The sequence below is a fragment of the Mycobacterium sp. 20KCMC460 genome, from assembly GCF_022179425.1.
GTDB classification, from domain to species: Bacteria; Actinomycetota; Actinomycetes; order Mycobacteriales; family Mycobacteriaceae; genus Mycobacterium; species Mycobacterium kiyosense.
In genome coordinates, this window is sequence record NZ_AP025524.1 from 6,069,767 (window position 1) to 6,091,944 (window position 22,178).

The 22,178-nt window shown below is 67.2% G+C and carries 21 protein-coding genes and 1 pseudogene; 9 read left to right on the forward strand and 13 right to left on the reverse strand.

All coding sequences use genetic code 11. The features are described from left to right. Positions 1 to 67: 67 nt before the first annotated feature. The 5 genes from fadD3 to MKCMC460_RS28010 are packed head-to-tail and all read left to right on the forward strand — an operon-like array spanning position 68 to position 5,846. Complete coding sequence (gene fadD3 / locus MKCMC460_RS27990; protein ID WP_236978452.1) at positions 68 to 1,597, forward strand: 3-((3aS,4S,7aS)-7a-methyl-1,5-dioxo-octahydro-1H-inden-4-yl)propanoate--CoA ligase FadD3; 1,530 nt, start codon at positions 68 to 70, stop codon at positions 1,595 to 1,597. 1 nt (position 1,598) lies between these two features. Next, entirely contained in the window at positions 1,599 to 2,735 is a 1,137-nt protein-coding gene (locus tag MKCMC460_RS27995; RefSeq protein ID WP_236978453.1) for an acyl-CoA dehydrogenase family protein, read from the forward strand. Positions 2,736 to 2,742: 7 nt separating this feature from the next. After that, positions 2,743 to 3,678, forward strand: a complete 936-nt coding sequence (locus MKCMC460_RS28000) for an acyl-CoA dehydrogenase family protein (RefSeq protein WP_236978454.1) — start codon at positions 2,743 to 2,745, stop codon at positions 3,676 to 3,678. Positions 3,679 to 3,732: 54 nt separating this feature from the next. After that, positions 3,733 to 4,683, forward strand: coding sequence for an acyl-CoA dehydrogenase family protein (locus tag MKCMC460_RS28005; protein ID WP_236978455.1), 951 nt, complete (start codon positions 3,733 to 3,735; stop codon positions 4,681 to 4,683). After that, complete coding sequence (locus MKCMC460_RS28010) at positions 4,680 to 5,846, forward strand: pyridoxal phosphate-dependent aminotransferase (protein ID WP_238305113.1); 1,167 nt, start codon at positions 4,680 to 4,682, stop codon at positions 5,844 to 5,846. Before MKCMC460_RS28005 ends, MKCMC460_RS28010 begins: the two co-directional genes overlap by 4 nt. Here MKCMC460_RS28010 and MKCMC460_RS28015 read toward each other — a convergent pair. Then, positions 5,811 to 6,659, reverse strand: a complete 849-nt coding sequence (locus MKCMC460_RS28015) for an arylamine N-acetyltransferase (RefSeq protein WP_236978456.1) — start codon at positions 6,657 to 6,659, stop codon at positions 5,811 to 5,813. The two genes, MKCMC460_RS28010 and MKCMC460_RS28015, sit on opposite strands and share 36 nt — an antisense overlap. A gap of 104 nt (positions 6,660 to 6,763) precedes the next feature. On the opposite strand from MKCMC460_RS28015, the gene MKCMC460_RS28020 reads away from it, so the two are divergent. Beyond that, complete coding sequence (locus MKCMC460_RS28020; RefSeq protein ID WP_236978457.1) at positions 6,764 to 7,186, forward strand: hypothetical protein; 423 nt, start codon at positions 6,764 to 6,766, stop codon at positions 7,184 to 7,186. Between the two features lie 68 nt (positions 7,187 to 7,254). On the opposite strand, the gene MKCMC460_RS28025 is transcribed toward MKCMC460_RS28020, so the two are convergent. The 6 genes from MKCMC460_RS28025 to hsaA all read right to left on the reverse strand — a co-directional run bounded on the left by MKCMC460_RS28025 (position 7,255) and on the right by hsaA (position 12,229). Next, positions 7,255 to 7,605 (reverse strand): type II toxin-antitoxin system HicB family antitoxin, encoded by a 351-nt coding sequence (locus MKCMC460_RS28025; RefSeq protein ID WP_236978458.1) that lies wholly within the window; start codon positions 7,603 to 7,605, stop codon positions 7,255 to 7,257. Positions 7,606 to 7,782: 177 nt separating this feature from the next. Continuing rightward, a complete protein-coding gene (locus MKCMC460_RS28030; protein WP_236978460.1) occupies positions 7,783 to 8,607 on the reverse strand; it encodes a CHAD domain-containing protein in 825 nt (274 codons plus the stop codon). An 80-nt stretch (positions 8,608 to 8,687) separates the two neighbouring features. Continuing rightward, positions 8,688 to 9,254 (reverse strand): 3-hydroxy-9,10-secoandrosta-1,3,5(10)-triene-9,17-dione monooxygenase reductase subunit, encoded by a 567-nt coding sequence (gene hsaB / locus MKCMC460_RS28035; RefSeq protein WP_236978462.1) that lies wholly within the window; start codon positions 9,252 to 9,254, stop codon positions 8,688 to 8,690. 16 nt (positions 9,255 to 9,270) lie between these two features. Continuing rightward, on the reverse strand, positions 9,271 to 10,173 hold the full coding sequence (hsaC, locus tag MKCMC460_RS28040; RefSeq protein ID WP_236978463.1) for an iron-dependent extradiol dioxygenase HsaC: 903 nt from the start codon (positions 10,171 to 10,173) through the stop codon (positions 9,271 to 9,273). Then, the gene (hsaD, locus tag MKCMC460_RS28045; RefSeq protein ID WP_236978464.1) at positions 10,170 to 11,045 is read right to left on the reverse strand and encodes a 4,5:9,10-diseco-3-hydroxy-5,9,17-trioxoandrosta-1(10),2-diene-4-oate hydrolase; all 876 of its coding nucleotides are present in this window, start codon (positions 11,043 to 11,045) and stop codon (positions 10,170 to 10,172) included. The genes hsaC and hsaD overlap by 4 nt, the downstream gene beginning before the upstream one ends. Beyond that, the gene (hsaA, locus tag MKCMC460_RS28050) at positions 11,045 to 12,229 is read right to left on the reverse strand and encodes a 3-hydroxy-9,10-secoandrosta-1,3,5(10)-triene-9,17-dione monooxygenase oxygenase subunit (protein WP_236978465.1); all 1,185 of its coding nucleotides are present in this window, start codon (positions 12,227 to 12,229) and stop codon (positions 11,045 to 11,047) included. Before hsaA ends, hsaD begins: the two co-directional genes overlap by 1 nt. Positions 12,230 to 12,398: 169 nt before the next feature. Here hsaA and MKCMC460_RS28055 point away from each other — a divergent pair, with 169 nt between their 5' ends. Both MKCMC460_RS28055 and MKCMC460_RS28060 read left to right on the forward strand, forming a co-directional pair. Then, entirely contained in the window at positions 12,399 to 13,496 is a 1,098-nt protein-coding gene (locus MKCMC460_RS28055) for a ferredoxin--NADP reductase (RefSeq protein ID WP_238306055.1), read from the forward strand. Between the two features lie 45 nt (positions 13,497 to 13,541). Continuing rightward, complete coding sequence (locus tag MKCMC460_RS28060; RefSeq protein WP_236978466.1) at positions 13,542 to 14,075, forward strand: hypothetical protein; 534 nt, start codon at positions 13,542 to 13,544, stop codon at positions 14,073 to 14,075. A 20-nt stretch (positions 14,076 to 14,095) separates the two neighbouring features. On the opposite strand, the gene MKCMC460_RS28065 is transcribed toward MKCMC460_RS28060, so the two are convergent. The 3 genes and pseudogenes from MKCMC460_RS28065 to MKCMC460_RS31945 form a co-directional block, all read right to left on the reverse strand. Next, entirely contained in the window at positions 14,096 to 16,864 is a 2,769-nt protein-coding gene (locus tag MKCMC460_RS28065) for an AAA family ATPase (protein ID WP_238305114.1), read from the reverse strand. 223 nt (positions 16,865 to 17,087) lie between these two features. Beyond that, complete coding sequence (locus tag MKCMC460_RS28070; protein ID WP_236978471.1) at positions 17,088 to 17,384, reverse strand: hypothetical protein; 297 nt, start codon at positions 17,382 to 17,384, stop codon at positions 17,088 to 17,090. 103 nt (positions 17,385 to 17,487) lie between these two features. Further along, positions 17,488 to 17,967 (reverse strand): annotated as a pseudogene (locus MKCMC460_RS31945) (MAP_0585 family protein); the annotation flags it as partial. Positions 17,968 to 17,977: 10 nt separating this feature from the next. Here MKCMC460_RS31945 and MKCMC460_RS28080 point away from each other — a divergent pair. Next, complete coding sequence (locus tag MKCMC460_RS28080; protein ID WP_238305117.1) at positions 17,978 to 18,493, forward strand: hypothetical protein; 516 nt, start codon at positions 17,978 to 17,980, stop codon at positions 18,491 to 18,493. Between the two features lie 215 nt (positions 18,494 to 18,708). Here the strand turns inward: MKCMC460_RS28080 and MKCMC460_RS28085 are convergent, their stop codons facing one another. The 3 genes from MKCMC460_RS28085 to MKCMC460_RS28095 form a co-directional block, all read right to left on the reverse strand. Further along, positions 18,709 to 19,173, reverse strand: a complete 465-nt coding sequence (locus MKCMC460_RS28085) for a lipoprotein LpqH (protein WP_238305118.1) — start codon at positions 19,171 to 19,173, stop codon at positions 18,709 to 18,711. Positions 19,174 to 19,239: 66 nt separating this feature from the next. Beyond that, positions 19,240 to 19,593: a hypothetical protein gene (locus MKCMC460_RS28090; RefSeq protein ID WP_236978478.1), complete on the reverse strand. Its 354-nt coding sequence runs from the start codon at positions 19,591 to 19,593 to the stop codon at positions 19,240 to 19,242. A 338-nt stretch (positions 19,594 to 19,931) separates the two neighbouring features. Beyond that, positions 19,932 to 22,046, reverse strand: coding sequence for an acyl-CoA dehydrogenase (locus tag MKCMC460_RS28095; RefSeq protein ID WP_236978480.1), 2,115 nt, complete (start codon positions 22,044 to 22,046; stop codon positions 19,932 to 19,934). Positions 22,047 to 22,178: the final 132 nt, after the last annotated feature.

Genomic DNA, 22,178 nt, shown 5'->3' on the forward strand with positions numbered 1-22,178 from the left:
GCTAACCTACCAAGCACTTGCTTTGTTCGCCCGGTCCGGCTCGGCCGGGCCCAGAAGGAGCATCCCCGTGACCGGCGTCCCCCGCACCATTCCCGCGGCGCTGGATCGTCTCGCGCGCTCCTACCCCGACCACGACGCGCTGATCACCGACGACCGCAGCTTCACCACCACCGCCCTGCGCGACGAGGTCCATCGCGCCGCGGCCGCCCTGGTCGCGCTCGGCGTCGAACCGAACGACCGGGTGGCCATCTGGTCGCCGAACACCTGGCATTGGGTGATCGCGTGCCTGGCCATCCACCACGCCGGAGCGGCCATGGTTCCGCTGAACACCCGCTACACCGCCGAGGAGGCCTCCGACATCCTGGCCCGCACGCACGCGCCGGTGCTGTTTGCCGCCGGCCGGTTCCTCGGTGTTGATCGCGCGGCCGACCTGGACCTTGGTGCGCTGCCCGCGCTGCGTCACATCGTGCGCATCCCGATCGACGAAGACGACGGAACCTGGGCGCAGTACGTCTCCCGCGGCGACGACGCGCAAGCCGCCGCGACCGCACGCTCGCGCGCCGCCGCCGTCAGCCCCGAGGACGTCAGCGACATCCTGTTCACCTCCGGCACCACCGGCCGCAGCAAAGGCGTGTTGTGCGCGCACCGCCAGTCGCTGAGCGCCTCCGCCGCGTGGGCGGCCAACGGGAAGATCACCAGCGCCGACCGCTACCTGTGCATCAACCCGTTCTTCCACAACTTCGGCTACAAGGCCGGCATCCTGGCCTGCCTGCAGACCGGCGCGACGCTGATCCCGCACCTGACGTTCGACCCGTTGCGCACCCTGCAGGCCATCGAGCAGCACCGCATCACCGTGCTGCCCGGCCCGCCCACCATTTACCAGACGCTGCTGGACCACCCCGCCCGCGGCGACTACGACCTCAGTTCGCTGCGGTTCGCGGTGACCGGGGCGGCCACGGTTCCGGTGGTGCTGGTGGAGCGCATGCAGTCCGAACTCGACATCGACATCGTTCTGACCGCCTACGGTCTGACCGAAGCCAACGGCATGGGCACCGCCTGCCGCCCCGAGGACGACGCGGTGACGGTGGCCACTACCTGCGGCCGCCCGTTCGCCGATTTCGAACTGCGCATTGACGATTCGGGTGAAGTCCTGTTGCGCGGCCCGAACGTGATGCTGGGCTATCTCGACGACCCGGAGGCGACCGCGGCCGCCATCGATTCCGACGGCTGGCTGCACACCGGGGACATCGGCGTCATCGACGACGCCGGAAACCTGCGGATCACCGACCGACTCAAGGACATGTACATCTGCGGCGGGTTCAACGTCTATCCGGCCGAGATCGAACAGGTGCTGATGCGACTCGACGGCGTGGCCGACGCCGCGGTGATCGGGGTTCCCGACGAGCGCCTCGGTGAGGTGGGCCGCGCGTTCGTGGTGACCCGGCCCGGCGCTGATCTCGACGAGGCAGCGGTGATCGCCTACACCCGTGAACATCTGGCGAACTTCAAGACACCGCGATCGGTACGGTTCGTCGACGCGTTGCCGCGCAATCCGGGCGGCAAGGTGCTCAAACCACAACTGCGAGAGTTGGCTTGAATTGGATCTGAACTTCGACGAAGAAACATTGGCCTTTGCGGCCGAGGTACGCGAGTTCCTCACTGCCCACCGGGACTCGATTCCCACCAAGTCGTACGACAACGCCGAAGGCTTCGCCCAGCACCGCGTTTGGGACAAGGTGCTGTTCGACGCCGGCCTGTCGGTGATCACCTGGCCGAAGAAGTACGGCGGCCGGGAGTCGCCGCTGCTGCACTGGGTGGTCTACGAAGAGGAATATTTCCGCGCCGGCGCACCGGGGCGGGCCAGCGCCAACGGCACCTCGATGCTGGCGCCGACCCTGTTCTCGCACGGCACCGAGGAACAACTGGACCGTATTCTTCCGAAAATGGCCAGCGGGGAACAGATCTGGGCACAAGCGTGGTCGGAGCCGGAGTCCGGCAGCGATCTGGCATCGCTGCGGTCCACCGCAACCAAGACCGACGGCGGCTGGCTGCTCAACGGGCAGAAGATCTGGAGTTCACGAGCGCCGTTCGCCGACATGGGATTCGGGTTGTTCCGCTCCGACCCCGGCTCGCAACGCCATAACGGGCTCACGTACTTCATGTTCGACCTGAAAGCCGACGGCATCACGGTGCGCCCCATCGTCCAACTCGGCGGCGACACCGGGTTCGGTGAGATCTTCCTCGACGACGTCTTCGTGCCCGACCAGGACGTGATCGGCACTCCGCACGACGGCTGGCGCGCGGCGATGAGCACCTCGAGCAACGAGCGCGGCATGTCGCTGCGCAGCCCGGCCCGCTTCCTGGCCGCGGCCGAACGACTGGTGCAGCTGTGGCGGGACAACGGTTCGCCCCCCGAGTTCGCCGACCGCGTCGCCGACGGCTGGATCAAGGCACAGGCCTACCGGCTGCAGACATTCGGGACGGTAACCAGGCTGGCCGGCGGCGGCGAGCTCGGCGCGGAATCCTCGGTGACCAAGGTGTTCTGGTCGGATCTGGATGTGCAGCTGCATCAGACCGCGCTCGACATCCGGGGCGCCGACGGTGAATTGGCCGGCCCGTGGACCGAGGGGCTGCTGTTCGCGCTCGGCGGCCCGATCTACGCCGGCACCAACGAGATTCAGCGCAATATCATTTCGGAACGGCTGCTCGGACTGCCCCGAGAGAAGAAGGGGTAGAAGCGATATGGACTTCGCACTCGACGATCAGCAGCGCGATTTCGCTGCCAGCATCGACGCAGCCCTGGGTGCCGCGGATCTGCCCGGCGCGGTGCGGGCCTGGTCGGCCGGCGACGCCGCACCCGGCCGCAAGGTGTGGCAGCAACTGGCCAACCTCGGCGCCACCGCGCTGCTGGTGCCCGAGAAGTTCGACGGTATCGACGCCGCACCGGTGGACCTGGTGGTCGCGTGCGAGCGGCTCGGCTATTGGTGCGTGCCCGGCCCGGTCACCGAATCCATTGCCGTCGCACCGATATTGCTTGCCGACGACGAGCGGTGCGGCGAGCTGGCCGCCGGTGAGCTGATCGCCACGGTGGCGTTGCCGCCGGACGTGCCGCGCGCCGTCGACGCCGATACCGCGGGCCTGGTGTTGTCGGTGGGGCCCGATGGGGTGCGGGAAGCCGAAGCAGGCGACCGCCACGAGTCTGTCGACCCCAGTCGCCATCTGTACGACGTGACCGCGACCGGCGACCCCTGGCAGGCAGACATCCAGCGCGCCTACCAGTTCGGCGTGCTGGCCACCGCTGCGCAACTGGTGGGCGCGGCCGAAGCGTTGCTGGCCGGCAGCGTCGACTACGCCAAGCAACGTTCCCAGTTCGGCCGGGTGATCGGCTCCTACCAGGCGATCAAGCACAAGCTCGCCGATGTACACATCGCGATCGAGTTGGCCCGGCCCCTGGTGTACGGGGCGGCGGTGACGATGGCACCGCGCGATGTCAGTGCGGCCAAGGTCGCCGCCGGAGAGGCCGGGCTGCTGGCCGCACGCTCCGCGTTGCAAACTCATGGAGCGATCGGTTTCACCCAGGAACACGACCTGTCGCTGCTGTTACTGCGGGTGCAGGCGCTGCGCTGCGCCTGGGGTACCCCGGAATCGCACCGACGCCGAGTACTGGAGGCGCTATGACGTCCGATACCGCCGGCGACGACGCAGCGCGAAGCAATGAGGAGGAGCGGCGCCATGTCTGAAGAGCGGGCGATGCTGGCCGACACCGTGGCGGCCCTGGTGGCCAAGCATGCCGGTCCGGCTGCCGTGCGTGCGGCGATCGAATCCGAGCACGGCTACGACGAGTCGCTGTGGCAGCTGCTGTGTGAGCAGGTCGGTGCCGCCGCCCTGGTGGTGCCCGAGGAGCTGGGCGGCGCCGGGGGCCAATTGGCCGATGCCGCAACGGTTCTACAGGAGTTGGGTCGCGCATTGGTGCCGTCGCCGTTGCTGGGCACCACGCTCGCCGAGCTCGCCCTGCTGGCGGCGGGGGAACCCGACGAGGAAACACTCGGCGCGCTGGCCGAAGGCAGCTCGATCGGGGCGCTGGTGCTCGACCCGGACTACGTGGTCAACGGCGACATCGCCGACGTCGTCGTCGCCGTCGAAGGCGGCCGGCTGAGCCGGTGGACCAGGTTCAGCGCGGAGCCGGTCACCACCATGGACCTGACCCGCCGGCTGGCCCGGTTGACACCCGAGGAGACCGCCGAACTGGGCGAGGATCCGGGTCTTGCCGACGCGGCGTCGATCCTGCTGGCGGCCGAGCAGATCGGTGCCGCCGAGCGCTGTCTGGACCTGACCGTCGAATACACGAAGAGCCGGGTGCAGTTCGGTCGCCCGATCGGCAGCTTCCAGGCGCTCAAACACCGGATGGCCGACTTGTACGTCACCGTCGCAGCTGCCAAGGCCGTGGTGAACGACGCCTGCAACGAGCCCACCGGGCGCAACGCAGCCGCGGCGCGGCTGGCCGCTACCGAGGCGCTGAATATCGTTGCCGCCGAGGGTATCCAGCTCCATGGCGGCATCGCGATCACCTGGGAACACGACATGCACCTGTACTTCAAGCGTGCACACGGCAGTGCGCAATTGCTCGACCCGCCGCGTGAGCTGCTGCGCCGACTGGAGCCCGAGATACTCTCGAAATCGTGACCGGACATGTCGCCCTGCGCGCGGGCATCCCACCGTTCTACGTGATGGACGTCTGGCTGGCCGCCGCGGAGCGGCAACGCACCCACGGCGATCTGGTGAACCTCTCCGCCGGCCAGCCCAGCGTCGGCGCCCCGGAGCCGGTGCGGGCCGCAGCCGCATCCGCCCTGCACCTCAATCAGCTCGGTTACACCGTGGCGCTGGGCATTCCGGAGTTGCGGGCCGCCATCGCGACGGATTATCAACGCCAGCATGGCCTTTCCATCGAACCCGACGCGGTGGTGGTGACCACCGGATCATCCGGCGGCTTCCTGTTGGCATTCTTGGCCTGCTTCGACGTGGGTGACCGGGTAGCCATGGCCAGCCCCGGCTATCCCTGCTACCGAAACATCCTGTCCGCGTTGGGTTGTGAGGTGGTGGAGATCCCGTGCGGACCCGAGACCCGGTTCCAGCCCACCGCCGCGATGCTCGCCGAACTCGATCCGCCGATCAAGGGCGTCATAGTCGCCAGCCCGGCCAACCCCACCGGCACCGTGATTCCGCCCGAGGAACTGGCGGCGATCGTTTCCTGGTGCGACGACAACGATGTGCGGCTGATCAGCGACGAGGTCTATCACGGACTGGTCTACCAAGGGGCGCCACCGACCAGCTGTGCGTGGGAGACGTCGCGAAATGCCGTGTTGGTCAACAGCTTTTCCAAGTATTACGCGATGACCGGATGGCGACTGGGCTGGCTGGTGGTACCCGAAGAGTTGCGTCGCGCGGTGGATTGCCTGACCGGCAATTTCACCATCTGCCCACCGGTGCTGTCCCAGATCGCGGGCGTGTCGGCGTTCACGCCCGAGTCGAGGGCCGAGGCTCAGGCGAATCTGCAGCATTACGCCGTCAACCGGCTGATGCTGCTGGACGGGCTGCGCCGCATCGGAATCGAGCGACTGGCGCCGACCGACGGGGCGTTCTACGTCTACGCCGACGTCTCCGACTTCACCACCGATTCGCTGGCGTTCTGCTCGAAGTTGCTGACCGATACCGGAGTTGCGATCGCGCCGGGCATCGACTTCGACCCGACCCGCGGCAATTCCTATGTCCGGCTGTCGTTCGCCGGGCCGACCAGTGATATCGAAGAGGCGCTACGCCGGATTCGCGGCTGGCTGCCGAGCCAGTAGCGCTTCGACGCGCGATTGCAGCGCGGCGCGGTCGAAGTCTGCCAGGTTGATCCCGAACCGCTCCTGAAGGGCGTCGAGCACCGCGGCGGCACCGTCCAGCCCGATCTTCTCGCTGCCGTCGCCACGGTGGATGACCAGGTTACGGCCGGCCAGATTCAGCCGCGCATCGCCGGCCACCCGCGCCACCATCAGGCCGGTGACGAAATGCGACGACGGGTGCGTGGAGACCCACCAACTGCCCACCGCCAGGTCGATCTGTGGGCAGGTCTGGGTGGTGAACTCATACAGCGACTGCCACCCGTCGCGGATCTTCGCCTGCAGCACCAGGCCGTCGCCGTGGTCCTCGAGGCGGTACGGCTCGTGCGTAGTCGCCTGCTCCCCGCCGGTCAGCAAGCGCAACGGTGAGGTGGGGGTCTGCCCGCCGAATCCGACGTCGACCAGGTACGGACCCGCGCCCCCGGGGAAGGTCACCGCAAGCACGGTGTGAGTCATGGCCGGGGTCGGGGCACCGGTCGGCTGCATCCAGACCACCCGGCCGGCCAGCCGACGCACCCGGAAGCCGAGTTCGGCCAGCACGTAGCCCATCAAGCCGTTCTGTTCGTAGCAGTACCCGCCGCGGCGGCGGTGAACCAGCTTGTCGGTCAACGCTTCCGGGCTCAGGTCATCGACCGGTATGCCGGTGAACGGGTCCAGGTTCTCGAACGGGATGGCGCCGGTGTGCGCGGTGATCAGGTCCTGTAGCACAGCCAGGCCCGGCCTCGTGTCACCCCCGTAATCGACCCGGTCGAAGTATGCGGAGAGATCCATGTCCATGAAGGTAGCCGCCGACCACCGCGGGCGGTGTTTTATCTCTGTCGAATATGGGGACCCGTTGAAGACGACAGCTATGCACACCGATCTAGCAACGGGAGTCAGTGATGAGTACCAGCAACATCGTCTGGATTGTGATCGCCGCACTGGTGGTCGTCGCGCTGATCGTGGCAGTGGTCGCTGTGTCGGCCCGTGCCAAGCGGCGCCGCCGCGTGCAGCAGGCCGAGGAGATCCGCGAGCAGGCCAGATTGGAATCCGCGCGCGTCCAGCGTCGCGAAGCGCTCGCCGAGGAGACCGCCGCCAAGGCCCGTGCCGCGCAGGCCGAGGCCGAGGCCAAGGCCGCCGAGGCGGCCCGACTGCAGGACCGCGCCGCCGCGCACCAGAACGAGGCGGCCACATCTCGCGAACAACTCGACGAACAGTGGAAGCGCGCCGACGACCTCGACCCGACAGCCCGCACCGAGCCACCCCACACCGAGCAGCCCGGCCAGGCCCGCGACACCGAGCACTACCGTGGGGCACACACCTGAGCGGTCCCGATCCCGTAACGCTGCTGCGACCCCTCCACTCACTTTGTCGCAGCAGCGTTACCTGGTACCTAGTCCCAGGGATAGGCTGGTTCGCCACGCCGCCGGCCAGTCAACTGCTGTACGACCCACTGGTTCATCGACACTCCCTCTTCCTGGGCTTCCAGCGCAAGGCGCAGGTGCAGCGCAGTCGAGGTTCGGACGATGAAGGTGCCGCTGTAGTTGCGGTCGGTGAGCGACGGCGGCGGATGCTCGCCCAACTCCTGCATGATCGCCAATTTCTCGTCGAGGGCTGCCACCACCAGAGCGACGGCCTGTTGCGCGGTTGGCGCCCGCTCCCTCAAGTACGGGAATTCCAGACACTTTGCGACGTATTCGTCGTTGTCCGGGCACCACTGCGCGCGGTACGTGTAGCGGTTCACCCGGGATTGTTAACACCCGCGGCACTGGGTTCGGTAGTCACCCGGCGGACCGGCTGGCTAAATGGAGTCATCGCTCTTTTCGCGAAAGCGCTAGCGCCGGTGATATCAACTTTCAGAAAAGACAACCGACTACTGGCGGGGCTCCTGCGTGCCCGGCGGTCTGGCGGCCGATGCCGCTCAGAGCCCCCGCACCGCCTCCCGGCTGCGCGCCGCGACCTGCTGCTCGCGCGCATAGAGCAGCCCGTAGGTAAAGCCGTTCTCACCCTGAGCCGTTCCCGCTGTCACCGCCAGGCGACGCAACACATCGCAAGCCACCACCGCATCCTGATGATCACCCAGAACGGTCTGAATTCGCTTGTACTTCTTGATATTTCGACGATATCCCGGCTGCACAGGCCGGCACAGCTCGGCGGCGTAGCGGGCCCGCTTGGCGGCCTTCCGGGCGCGGTGCAGCATCTCACCCGAACCGTCGGCCAGGGCGGCCTCCAACCGGCGATCCGCCTTACGGCGCGCGTGGTCCGCCCGTTTGCGTAGCCGCTTCTCCGTGATTCCTGCTACGACAGGCGGTTTGGTGCGCAGTTCGAGCAGCGTCGCCATCAGTTGCTGGTAGCGTTCGGAATCCATCTCCTCGCCCACCCGGGCACGCGCCGGCAGTTCGATCGCTTTGAGGTCGTTGCGGATCCGCGACTTGACCGGACCCAGCACCAGCACGTCGGGAAGCTCGTCGACGGCCTCGGCGAAGCGGCGCAACTGCACTTGACAGTCACGCACCTCGCCGAGCAGGCCGGCGAACCACTTCAGCTCGTCGTCCAGGCCGTCGATCGCCGCGCCGTCCAGCACCGCACCGAACACGCGCAGTGTGCTGCGCAGCCGGCGGATCGCCACCCGGGTGTCATGTATCGGGTCGTCCCCGCCTCGCAGGCCGACGTCACCGGCCATGACCTGATCGATCTGCGTGTTCAGATATCCGACGAGTACGTTGGTGGCGGGCTTTTTCGACATTCCCAACGTATTTCCGCGTCAAGCGGTGCCAAACCTGCGTCAGCGAGCGTTCTTGTGGGACAAGGTTCCGCGCACCCGCATCAGAGCCAGGTGTCCTCGGTGGTGGTGGTCAGGAACGCCTCCAGGTCGTCGCGCCACTGCGCCGGGGTGTTCTTGTCCGGCTCGATGCCGGTGTACTCGCCGCGATAGAACAACAGCGGACGGGGCTTGATCTTGGGCGCCTCCGACAAGGACTGCACCGCACCGAACACCACGAAATGGTCGCCGCCGTCGTGCACCGAGGCCACCGTACAGTCGATGTAGGCCAGCGAACCGTCGATGATCGGTGAACCGAGTTCCGAAGGGCGCCAATCGATCCCCGCGAACTTGTCCGGCTCCTTGGAGCCGAACCGGGCCGAGACGGGTTTCTGCGCCTCGGTCAGCATGTTCACGCAGAACCGGCCGCTGGCCTCGATCGCCTGCCAGGACCGTGACACCTTGGTGGGGCAGAACAGCACCAGCGGGGGATCCAGCGACAGTGCCGCGAACGACTGGCAGGCGAAGCCGACCGGTACGCCGTCATGCACGGTGGTGATGATGGTGATCCCGGTGCAGAACTGGCCCAGCACATTGCGGAAGGTGCGCGGGTCGATCGGCGGAGCGGCCATGATGCAGGGTAGGAATCTAAGCCTTGAAGCCGACGCTGAAGTCGTGGCCCCACAAGCTGATTGCCGTGCTCTCCCGGGCGATCCAGTCGTCGTCTTCGACTTGTCTTCCCTCGCAACCGAATTCGACATCGAATCCACTGGGGGTCTTCATGTAGAAGGACAGCATCAGATCGTTGACGTGGCGACCCAGCGTCGCCGACATCGGTACCTTCTTCCGCAGCGCGCGGTCCAGGCACAGCCCCACGTCGTCGGCCTCTCCCACTTCGACCATCAGGTGCACGATGCCGCTGGGGGTCTGTCCGGGCATGAAGGCAAGGCTGTGATGACGCGGGTTGCAACCCAGGAACCGCAGCCAGGCGGGTGGACCGTCGGCCGGCCGGCCTACCACCTGCGGCGGCAGTCGCATCGAGTCACGCAGCTTGAAGCCCAGGACGTCGCGGTAGAAGTGCAACGTCTCTTCGTCGTCGCGAGTGGTCAGCACCACATGCCCCAGGCCCTGCTCGGCGGTGACGAACTTGTGCCCGTACGGGCTGACCACCCGACGGTGTTCCAGCGCGGCGCCGTGAAAGACCTCCAGGCAGTTACCGGACGGATCGGAGAACCGGATCATCTCGTCGACCCGGCGGTCAGCCAGTTCGGCGGCGGTGGCTTCCTTGTAGGGCGTGCCCTCGACATCGAGCCGGTTCCGGATCTCCTGCAGCCCAGCGGCGTTCGCGCATTCCCAGCCGGCCTCGATGAGCCGGTCCTGTTCGCCCGGCACGATCACCAACCGGGCCGGGAAATCGTCCATCCGCAGATAGAGCGCGCCCTCCGTGGTGCCCTTGCCCTCGACCATGCCGAGCACCTTAAGACCGAATTCACGCCAGGCGGCCATGTCGGTGGCCTCGATGCGCAGGTAACCCAATGACCGGATGCTCATCTGGAACCTCCCAGGAAATCGATGGTCAGGTTGTTGAACTCGTCGAACTTCTCCACCTGAGCCCAGTGCCCGCACTGCCCGAACACATGCAGCTGCGCGCGGGGAATGGTCTTGAGCGCCACCAACGCACCGTCGAGTGGGTTGACACGGTCTTCCCGGCCCCAGATCAACAGCACCGGCTGGCGCAGCTTGTACACCTCTCGCCACATCATGCCGAGCTCGAAATCGGCCCCGGAGAACGACATTCCCATTGCCCGGGTGGCGGCCAGCGACTCCGGGGTGCTGGCCAGCTCGAAACGCTGGTCGATCAACTCGGGGGTGATCAGCTTCTGGTCGTAGACCATTACGCGAAGGAACGCCTCGAGGTTCTCCCGGGTGGGCTCAACGGAGAACTTGCCCAGCCGCTTGACCCCCTCGGTGGGGTCGGGCGCGAACAGGTTGACGCTCAGACCACCCGGCCCCATCAGCACCAGCTTGCCTGCCAGCTCCGGGTAGTCCAGCGCGAACCGCACCGCAGTACCGCCGCCCAGCGAATTGCCGACCAGCGGAACGCGTTTGAGGTCGAGTTGGTCGAACAGGCCCTTGAGCGCCCGGGCCGCGTAGCGGTTGAACTGCCCGTGCTCGGCGCGCTTGTCGGAGTGCCCGTAGCCCGGCTGGTCGACGGCGAGGACGTGGAAATGCTGGGCCAGCACCGCGATATTGCGGGAGAAGTTCGACCAACTCGAGGCCCCGGGCCCGCCACCGTGCAGCAGCACCACCGTCTGATGGTTGCCTGCCCCGGCCTCGTGATAGTGCAGCTTCAGCGGCCCGTCGACGTCGACTTCGGCGTAGCGCGAGGTGGATTCGAACGTGAGCTCGTCGGTACTGGTCATCAAACCATGGTGTCGCCGGGCGGCAACCCGAACTCGTTGTTGCCGAAGATCACATACGCCCGCTCGGGGTCGTTGGCCGCGTGCACCCGGCCGGCGTGGGCGTCGCGCCAGAACCGTTGCACCGGTTGGTCGATGCCCAGCGCGGTGGCGCCGGATGCCTCGAAGAGCCGGTCGATCGAGGCGATCGCGCGGCCGGTGGCACGCACCTGGTCGCGACGGGCGCGGGCGCGCAATTCGAACGGGATCTCCTTGCCGGCCGACAGCAGCGCGTACTCGTCGGCGACGTTGCCGCTCAGCTGGCGCCACGCGGCGTCGATGTCGCTGGCCGCCTCGGCGATGCGGATCTTGGCGAACGGGTCGTCCTTGGCCTTCTCGCCGGCGAACGCGGCGCGCACCCGCTTGCCCTGATGCTCGACATGCGCGGCGTAGGCGCCGTAGGCCATTCCCACGATCGGAGCCGAGATAGTGGTGGGATGCATTGTGCCCCAAGGCATCTTGTAAACCGGTGCAGTGTTGCGCTGGTACCCCCCGGCGGTGCCGTCGTTCATCGCCTTGTAGGACAGGAACCGGTGCCGGGGCACGAACACGTCCTTGACGACGACGGTGTTGCTGCCGGTGCCCTTAAGACCGACCACGTGCCAGACGTCGTCGATGCGGTAGTCGCTGATCGGGATCAGGAAGCTGCCGAAGTCCACCGGCCGGCCGTCCTTGATCACCGGCCCGCCCAGGAAGGCCCAGGTGGCGTGGTCGCAACCCGAGGACCAGTTCCAGGAACCGTTGACCAGGTAACCGCCGTCGACCACCACGCCGGCACCCATCGGGGCGTAGGAAGACGAGATGCGCGTCGAGGTGTCCTCGCCCCAGACCTCCTCCTGAGCCTGCTGGTCGAACAACGCGAGGTGCCAGTTGTGCACCCCCAGGATCGAGCTCACCCAACCGGTGGAGCCACACGCACTGGCGATCCGCCGCACCGCCTCGTAGAACAGCGCGGGGTCGCACTGCAGGCCGCCCCACTGCTCGGGCTGCAACAGGGTGAAAAAGCCCGCTTCGTCGAGTTCGGCCACCGACTCCTCGGGCAGCCGGCGTAGGTCTTCCGTCGCCTGCGCACGTTCGCGAATCCGCGGGAGCAGATCGTCGACGGCAGCTAACACCTGCTGCGCATCACGCTGTTGAATGGTGGTCACTTACGTTTGCCTCCTGTGGGAGTGCGGGCTGAGTCGCACCTAGACCAAGACTAGACAAAGACTAGAACACGTTCCGATTTGTGTCGAGCAGGGTATTCCTGCGGCTGGTAGAGATATGAATCGGGTTTTCTATAACATGTTCTAGTTGAACCGGAAGAGAGGGCGCGCCTTGACCGAGGCGGATCTGGACCAACTACCCGACGAACCGCTCGGCGACCACGTCCTTACGCTGCGGATCGCCGAGGTCGTCGCGGAAACCGACGATGCGCGGTCGCTGGTGTTCGCGGTCCCCGACGGACCAGACGACCCGCAGATCCCGCCCGCCCGGCTGCGCTACTCCCCCGGCCAGTTCCTGACCCTGCGGGTGCCCAGCGAACGCACCGGATCGGTGGCGCGCTGCTACTCGCTGTGCAGCTCACCGTTCACCGACGAGGCGTTGACGGTGACGGTCAAACGCACCGCCGACGGCTACGCCTCCAACTGGCTGTGCGACCACGCGCACCCGGGCATGCACATCCACGTGCTCGCCCCGTCGGGCACCTTCGTGCCCAAAACCCTCGACGACGATTTCCTGCTGCTGGCCGCCGGCAGCGGCATCACCCCGATCATGTCGATCTGCAAGTCGGCGCTGTCCGAAGGCAGCGGCCAGGTGACGGTCATCTACGCCAACCGCGACGAGAACTCGGTGATCTTCTGCGATGCGCTGCGGGAGCTGTCCGGAAAGTACCCCGACCGGCTCACCGTGCTGCACTGGCTGGAATCGCTGCAGGGACTGCCCAGCGCGGCCGCGCTGGCCAAACTGGCCGCCCCGTTCACCGACCGGCCGGTCTTCATCTGCGGACCCGGCCCCTTCATGGAAGCGGCGCGGGTTGCGCTGGAAACACTGAAAGTCCCTGCGGCGCAAGTGCATATCGAGGTGTTCAAGTCGCTGGAATCGGACCCGTTCGCGGCGGTCAAAATCGACGACGCCGCCGACGAGGACGACGCGGGTCCGGCTACCGCGGTCGTCGAGCTGGACGGGGAAACCTACACGGTGTCGTGGCCGCGCAGCGCCAAGCTGCTCGACGTGCTGCTGGCCAAGGGTCTGGACGCGCCGTTCTCCTGCCGCGAAGGCCACTGCGGCGCGTGCGCCGTCACCCTGCGCGGGGGCAAGGTGAGCATGGAGGTCAACGACGTGCTGGAGCAGCAGGACCTGGACGAGGGCCTGATCCTGGCCTGCCAAGCGCACCCGGAGACCGATTCGGTGGAAGTCACTTACGACGACTGATCACAGCGGTTAAGTTCAGCTGGTACCCGGCGGAAGGGGAGCAGGATGAAGCGGCTGATACCGGGTGTTGCGCTGGCCGGGCTCCTGACGGCGCTGCTGCCCACTCCGATCGCCGGCGCCGGCGCCAACACCGCAACCACGCTGTTCCCGGTGGACGACGTCACCCAGATCGAGACGCACTCCTTCGTCGACTGCCACGGCGGTGGCAACTGCGACTTCGTCGCGGGCGCCAACCTGCGCACCCCGGACGGGCCGGCCGGCTTCCCGTCCGGCCTGTGGGCGCGCCAGACCACCGAAATCCGGTCGAACAATCGCCTGGCGTACTTGGACGTGCACGCCACCAGCCAATTCGAGCGGGTCTTCAAAGAAGGCGGGATCGACACGGTCACCACCGTGTATTTCGGCGACGGACCACCGGAGAAGTACCAGACGACCGGGGTCATCAACTCGACGAGTTGGTCGACGGGCCAGCCGCTGTCGGCGAACACGGTGGTATACGTGTGCACACACATGCAGGTGGTCTATCCGGGAGTCAACCTCACCTCGCCCAGCACCTGCGCACAGACGCCGATCACCTGAAAGCTCGACCGAGCCAGCGGCTACGGTGACTCAGAAGGCGACTTTTCCTCCCAGGCCTGAAGTGCCTGATGGAGCTCGGCGCGGGATCGGATGCCGAGTTTGCGATAGATGTGGCTCAGGTTGACCTCCACGGTTTTCGGGCTCACGAACATGGCGGCGGCAATGTCGCGGTTGGTCATGCCCAGGACGGCCATGCCGGCGACGCGTTCCTCGGTGGCGCTCAAACCTGGGTTGCGGTCCCGGACCGGCACGCCGCGTGCCAGTTCGTAGTCGGCGCGCTCGACCCACACCGCAGTCCCGAGTTGCTCGAATGTCCTCCGCGCCTCGCGCAGCGCCACACCAGCCGCGTCGCGGCGGCGCTGACGGCGCTGCAACTGGCCGGACAACAGCAGGGTGCGAGCTCGTTCGAACGGCATCGGAAGGCGCTGGTGCTCGGATAAAGCCTGCTCGACACTAGCGATGGCGCCTGCGACGTCACCGCGCGCGGCCTGCAGCATGGCACGACAGCGCAGACCCACCGCCAGCGTCCATGCGCGGTCGAGTCGGCGGCCATTGCGTTCCAACTTGTCCACCATCGGCTCGGCCTCGTCCAATCGACCAAGACCTATCAGGGCCTCGACGGCCTCGGGGACAAACGACGACGAGATGATCTCGCAGGTGTCCGGAAAGAGTTCCAGCATGGGAAACAGCGGTTCGAGCGCATCCAGGGCGGCGTGGTAGTTACCCGCCGACACCTCGACGAATCCGGCCAACGTCGCCGACCACTCGCCCAAACGTGTTGAGCCGCAACGTCTGGCAGCTGCTATCGCCTGGCTCAGATCGCTTCGCGCGTCGTCCAGGTGGCCGACATAGGCGGCGACCGCCGCCCGAAGGGTGAGTGCGATGAACAGGGGGAAGTCTCCGCCCAGCTGGAGTGCCCGTTCCATGGTGACGTCGGCGACGGCCGCCGCGCCGGTGAGGTCGCCGCGCCAGATATCGATCATCACCAGGTGAAAGCCGATGAACACCAGCTCGGCTTCTTCACCGAGGGCAAGACACTCCTGTTCCACCTGCGCCAACTCCGCACGCGCACGGCCCAATTCGCCCGTCCAGGCCCGCAGCAGGTTCATTTGTACGCGAGGCCGCTGAGCCAACGGGACGAGCGAACGCGGCACCTCGATTTGCACCGCGCGGTGGAGGGTCGGCTCGTCAAACCCCTTGCCGCCCATGAAGTCCAGCACCGCGCGCATGCCCAGAGCGGGAGCGAGCAGAGCAGCGGCCCCCAACTGCTCGGCATCGGCCACCGCCTGCCGGACGCGGTCGCAGGCGTCCTCGTGCCGGCCGGCGTTGACGAGGGCGAACGTCAAGCTGATCAGGATGAGCACCCGCAACCCGGTGTCGGCGTCACTCTCGTTCAGTGCCTCTTCGAGTAGTTGCGCTGCCTCGTGGAAGCTGTCGTCGGAGAGGACGACCAGCCCCAGTTGATGCAATGCCTCGGCGCGGATCGGGCCGGACGGGACCGCCCCGACAGCCACGTCGAGCATCCGTCTAGCTCGGCCGGTGTCGCCTGCAATGAAATAATCTGTCGCACAGCGAATTTTGCGTCGCGGATCGTTGTCACCGGCTAGACCGACGGCTAGTTCGAGAAGTTCGGCGGCAGCGGCCGGCGCTCCTCTGTCACGGGCGATCGCGGCGGCCGCGTCCAGCGCGGCGATGGTCTCCGGCTTCCCGGATGTATCGGCAAGCGCGAGGTGTCGGGCGTGCAATTCGGGCTGATCGATGAGTTCGGCTAGCCGCCGGTGCATTTCGCGGCGACGACCGGGCTCCGTTGTGCTGTAGACGCCATGCGAAAGAAGGGGATGGGTGAAGCGGAGTCGGCTCCCCTCGATGGTCACCACCGCCTGGTTCTCGGCTGCACTGAGCGATTTCACCACCCGCTCCGGCGTCGAGTTGGTGGCCTGCGCCACCATCGTCACCGTCGGATCAGGCAGGCTCGCGATGGCGAGCAGAACATCTTCGGCGCCGACCCGACTGATCCTCGCACGGACCAGGCCACTGAGGCTGTCCGGCAAGCTCCATTCGACGGCTCGGTCGCCGGTGTCGAGCTCTCGGGCCAACTCGAGTGCGTAAAACGGGTTGCCGCCGGTCATTTCGTGAATGCGCAGCAGGGTGGGACGCGCCGCTGACTGCCCCAACCGGATCAACAGCAACTGATGTAACTCGCCCACGGTGAATGGCCGCATCCGGACCCGACGTACTGCGTCGGAACTCGGCAACTGCAACCGCGCACCGGCCTCCTCCGTGCGCGTCGTGCACAACAGACCAGCACCGGACGGCAGCCGGCGCGCGGTATACGCCACCACATTGGCGCTGGAGGCGTCTGCCCACTGCAGATCGTCGATGGCGATGACGATGGGACGAAGCGCCGAGAGCCGAACAACAACCGCCAGGAACGCCGCCGCCACGGCCCTGGGATCAATCCCGGAAGCCGCGACCGGGCGCCGCAGCAGCGCACCATCCAGGGCCTGCTGCTGCGGAGCGGGCAGGTCCGCCCACACGGTGTCGTCCACGGCACCGAGCAGATCGGCCAGCACCGTATATGCCAGCACCGACTCGGCCGCGGCGGCGCGGCAACTCAACACGCGATATCCGCGCTCGCCGGCCCGACGGACCGCGTCCCCCCACACCGTCGTTTTGCCGATCCCCGCCTCGCCCTCGATGACCAGGGCACCCGGCCTGACTGGCACAGAGTCGAGGAAATCGCCGACGGCCAGCTCTTCGGCCTGCCGACCGACAATTCGCTCCGTCACATCAAACTCACACAATCCAAATATTCTGCCCCCTCGCCTTCACCGGCAACGTAGCGACAGCGGCCTGTCTTCATGCCCGACACGCATGCCGTTGACTCCTTACAATCTTGGAGTCCGACCGGCCGGTGTTACCTAGAATATTCTCGCAGAACTGCGCTGACCCGGTCGATGTACTGACTCGAGGACGTGCCGGGGCGGCTTGGCGGCGCCGTCGAGCCGGGCGTCAGCAATTCTCGGGCCGCACCCAACCGACGCCGCCGCTGATCCGTTCCGCGGGTGCGCCGACGTCGCCGCAGATCAGCGCGACGACCTCGGCTGATTCGGCGGCGAAGACCCCGAACGTGTAATTGTCGCCCGGCACCGTCATCGCCGTCAGGAGCCGGACCACCGTCCCACGAGTAGCCATGAATTCAGCCCGGCCGTTGAGCAGATCGACGATCTCCCCTATCGGGCGGGCGCACGTTCGCGGCCCGTACCACTCGACGAGGAACTGTTGTGGTTGCGCCATGGTGTTCGCCACCGTTCCAGAGGATATGGACGCCGTCGATCCGGGTTGTGCGCACGTCACACCCATTTCCGTTGCCGCAGTGCAGGATTGCCTGCGGGCTGAGTTACCGTCGCCGTCAGTACAGCGGTATCCACGTACCGAAAAACCAGTAACCAAAGCCCCCGTAGTCCGCGTTGAAGACGGGTAGGACGGTGAAGTCGTTGTAAGTGAACGGCGCGTAATAGTTCTGTCCGTAGGACGCGTCTACCGGCGTCCCTTGCCAGGGTTGGTTCCAGCCGCCGGCGGGCGCCGGCCCGTTCCAGCCACCGGCGGGCGGCGGGCCTTCCCAGTTCGGGGGCGGGGACCCGGGGGCGGGACCATTGCTCCACCCGTAACCGCTGGGCGGCGGCGGAGGCGGCGCTCCCTGCCCTGGCACGCAGAAGCCACTCGGCACGTTGGCGGGACCACCTATTTCACCGGTGGGACGCAAGATGGGCGGGCGCGGCGGGTAGTACGGCGGGTGGGGAGGTTGGGTCCACGGCGCGTTGAGGACGGGGCGAGTAGCCGTCGGCGGGTATGAGGTGCGCTGGCCCGGTTGACTGGTGGTTCCGGTCCAGGGTGCCCCGGTGGTTGGCGACGTACCGCTCCATTGCGCCCCGGTGGTGGGTGGCGTCGAGCCCCCGTATCCGGGACCGGTGTTGGGGGCCGCGGTGCAGTTCTTGTACCAGCTGGGACATTCCGTCGGCAGCGATGACGTGGTGCCGATCGTCGGCGTCTGCTTCCAGGAGCTCGGTGGCGTGGTACCGGCGCCCCCGGTCCCGGGCGTGCTGGGGGCCGCGGAGCAATTCCTGTCCCAGCTGGGACATTCCGTCGGCATCGGGGACGATGTGCTATTCGCGGGCGGCTTCTGCCAGGTACTGGACGTCGGCGGTGGTGTGCTGCGCGTCGGGGTCGACTGCCAGGTGGTCTGCGGTGGCGGCGTGCTGTGCGTCGGGGTCGGCGTCGTCTGCGGCGGCGTGCTGTGCGTCGGAGTCGGGGTCGGGGTCGGCTGCCAGGTGGTCGGGGGCGGCGTGCTGTGGGTCGGCGGCGGCGTGGTGCGCGGCGCGGGGGCTGCCGGCGGCAGCGTGGCGGTGCCCCCGTAACCGGGATTGGGATTAGCGGGATTGGGGTTACCGGAGCAGCCCCGCTCCCAACTGGGACATGGCGACGGGTCCAGCGGGGCCGAATTCGCCGGTCGCTCGTTGACCGCCAGCACCGATATGCCCAGGCCCGTCGCCACCGCCGCTGCTGCGGCTAAACGCTTGACAGACATTGCATTCGTCCCCTCTCGGGCGTTCTAACGATTGCTGGGCCAGGGCTACGGACAGGTCACGTCCATCTCGAACTGTTTGGTCACGGGCTTGGGCCGGTGCGGATCGCTCACATCGGCCCCGCTCGCCGTGCCCTTAATCTGGATCGCGTTGTCGGCGACCGCTGCTCCGGCGTTGCCGCCCTGACCCTTTGCGGCGTCGGAAAAACCGAGCGTAATGCCGTCGACGTTGCCCAGTCCGACCGCGTGAACGATGGGCGGATTGTCCTTACTGACCACTGCCCCAATGCCTTTGGACGGGTCACCGATGCCGATGTTGATCGTGTCGCCGGTCGTCTTGCAGGTGACCGGACCGCTGACGTTCAGGTTTTTACCGTCCACGATCACCTGTGGCTCAGCCGCGGCCGGTGCCGAGTTCGACGCTGACGAGTTCGAATTATGGCTGGAACATCCAGCAACACAGGCGATTACCGTGACCAGGCCGATGAGACCGACGACGATCTGACGCTTCACCGCTGCTCTCCCTTACCTCGGCGGGTTTGCACTGTCCGAGACTCTCACTTCGCAGCCCCGATGCAATTACTGTGCGGGGCCGGGGATTTGGTAGGCGCACCTACCGGCCTTGTGTTCGGTGAGCGCGACGGGTTGGCCGTCCACCTCGATCGCGCAGTCGTGCGGTCCACCGGATTTGTCGGTGTAGTTCAGCGCCAGGTACGGGCTTCCGGTGACCTTCACGGTCTGCGACCAGGGGACCGGGACCCAGGTCGTGGTGCTCGCCGGATAAACCGCGGTCCCGGGGTCGGGTATGACCGAGTACACATCGCCGCCGCCGAGGATCCGGTAGACGACGGTGTGCCGTGCCGGATCGGCATTGGCTGCGGGCGGGATGCCCAGCGGGACAACAACAATCGCTGCGGCCGCAGCAGCGAGCAATCCGGCGGAGGCGCTCGGCCCCCGCCCCCGGGCCGCACGACCCCGTGGCCGAGAGCCGACGTGGCTGCGTTGGCAAGCTGAATCCCTCGACATGGTCTCCCTTTCCACGCGACTGCGCGACACGCAGTCATGCCGCCCGATCTCGTGTGTTCGGCGATGTTGGCAACTACGCCTCCGCGATGGCTCAACCTAAAGCCGCTGGCGCACCCGTCTCAATTAGGGATTTCCCTATGTTTTCAGTCCCGACGGTTTCGCCGGCTCGCGGTCGACCGGCCACACCGGCGGTTGCCCGTCGCGCACCCGAGCAGCCGGCTGGGGACCGGCGTTGGATGAACCCGCTAGCGGGGCAGGCCGAGCAGCCGCTCGGCAGCGACGGTGAGCAGGATCTGCTCGGTGCCCCCGGCGATGGTCAGGCAGCGGGTGTTGAGGAAGTCGAACACCGCCCGGTCGTTTCGCGCCCGGTTGTCGACGAGTCCGCCGCCGTCGGAGACGTCCATGGTGAACTCGGCCAGTTCCTGCCGATACCGCACCCCGATCAGCTTGCGCACGCTGGACTGGGCGCCGGGGTCCTGGCCGCCCACGGCCAGCTGGGCGATGCGCTGATCCAGCAGCGCGCCGGTCTGTGCCAGCAGGATCAGCTGGGCGAGCCGTTCCTGTTGGGAGACGTCAAGATCGAGCGCGGCGAGCAGTTTGAGCAGCTCCTCCATCGGATTTCCCAGCGCGGTGCCGTTGGCCATCGCGATCCGCTCGTTGGCCAGCGTGGTGCGGGCCAGCCGCCAGCCGTCGTTGACGTTGCCGACCACCATCTCGTCGGGAACGAAGACGTTGTCCAGAAAGACCTCGTTGAACAGTGAGTCGCCGGTGATCTCGCGCAGCGGTCGGATCTCGATGCCCGGTGCCTTCATGTCGACCAGGAAGTAGGTGATGCCTTTGTGCTTCGGGACGTCCGGGTCCGTGCGGGCCAGGCACACCCCCCAGGCGGCCTTGTGCGCCGCCGACGTCCACACCTTCTGGCCGGTGAGCAGCCAGCCCCCGTCCCCCCGGACCGCCTTGGTGCGCAGCGACGCCAGGTCCGACCCGGCGCCCGGTTCGGAGAACAACTGGCACCACAGGAAGTCGCCGCGCAGGGTGGCCGGCACGAACCGCTCGATCTGCTCGGGCGTGCCGTGCTCGAGGATGGTCGGCGCCGCCCACCAACCGATCACCAGATCGGGTCGCTCGACGCCGGCGGCGGCCAGCTCCTGGTCGATCAGCAGCTGTTCGGCCGGACCCGCGCCGCGCCCGTAGGGCGGCGGCCAGTGCGGTGCCTGCAGGCCCTTTTCGGCCAGCGCCGCCTGCCGCTGGTCGGCGGGCAGCGCGGCCACCTCGGCGACGGCCGCGGCGATCTCGTCGCGACGACCCTCGACCTCGGTGAGGTCGATCGACAGTTGCCGACGGACGCCGTCCTGGGTGAGCGCGGCGACCCGGCGCAGCCAGCGTTGCGGACCGCCCAGGAATCGGCCGATGCTGTGGGCACGACGTAAATACAGATGCGCGTCGTGTTCCCAGGTGCAGCCGATGCCGCCAAGCACCTGGATGCAGTCTTTGACGTTGGCCTTCGCGGCGGCGATGCCAAGGCTGGCGGCCAGCGCAGCCGCGATGGCGAACTGCTCGCCATCGGATTCGCCGGCGGCGCGAGCCGCGTCGGCGGCCGCCACCTCGGCCTGCTCGGCGCGGCACAGCATCTCCGCGCAGATGTGCTTGATGGCCTGGAAACTGCCGATCGGCCTGCCGAACTGCTCGCGCACCTTGGCGTAAGCGACCGCGGTTTCCAGCGCATAGCGGGTGACGCCGGCCGCCTCGGCGGCCAGCAGGGTGGCCGCGAGGTCCGTCACGTCGGTGGCCTGCAACGCGACCGCGGGCGCCGACGTCAGCGTCACCCGGCCCAGCGGCCGCGAGAAGTCGGTGGCCGGCAACGGCTCCACGACGACGCCCTCGCCGTCCAGGTCGACCAGCAGCCACACCCCACCCGAAGACACCAGTAACACACCGCCGGCCGCGGCGCCCAACGCCCAGGGAACGGCACCGGAGGCGGCCTGACCGTCGAACTGCACGTCACCTTCCAGCGCCAGCCCGGCGAAGCGCTCACCCGTCGCCAGCGCGCCCAGCAGGTCCGCGTCGGTGACAACAAGAGTGGCCAGCGCCGTCGTTGCGACCGGCCCGGGCACCAGCGCCTTGGCGGCCTCCTCGACCATCGCGCAGAGGTCCTCGACGCTGCCCCCGGCACCACCGGCGTCCTCGGACACCGCGACACCGAACAGCCCCAGCTCGGCCAGCCCGGCGAACACCGGCCGCCAGGCGTCGACGTCGCCCTGTTCGACTTCCCGGATCGCGGCGATCCCGGCCGCACTGCGCGCCCAATCGCGCACCAGTTCGCGCGCCGCGAACTGTTCATCGGTGACGGTCGCTACCACCAGCAGTCCTCCGAGTCGTCAAATTCACACACCAAGATATCTTTTCTCCACACTAGAACGTGTTCTAATAGTGCATACAATCGACCGTCAAGTAGGCGGTTATCGAGCCAGTACACGTCGTTGTCCCGGCTG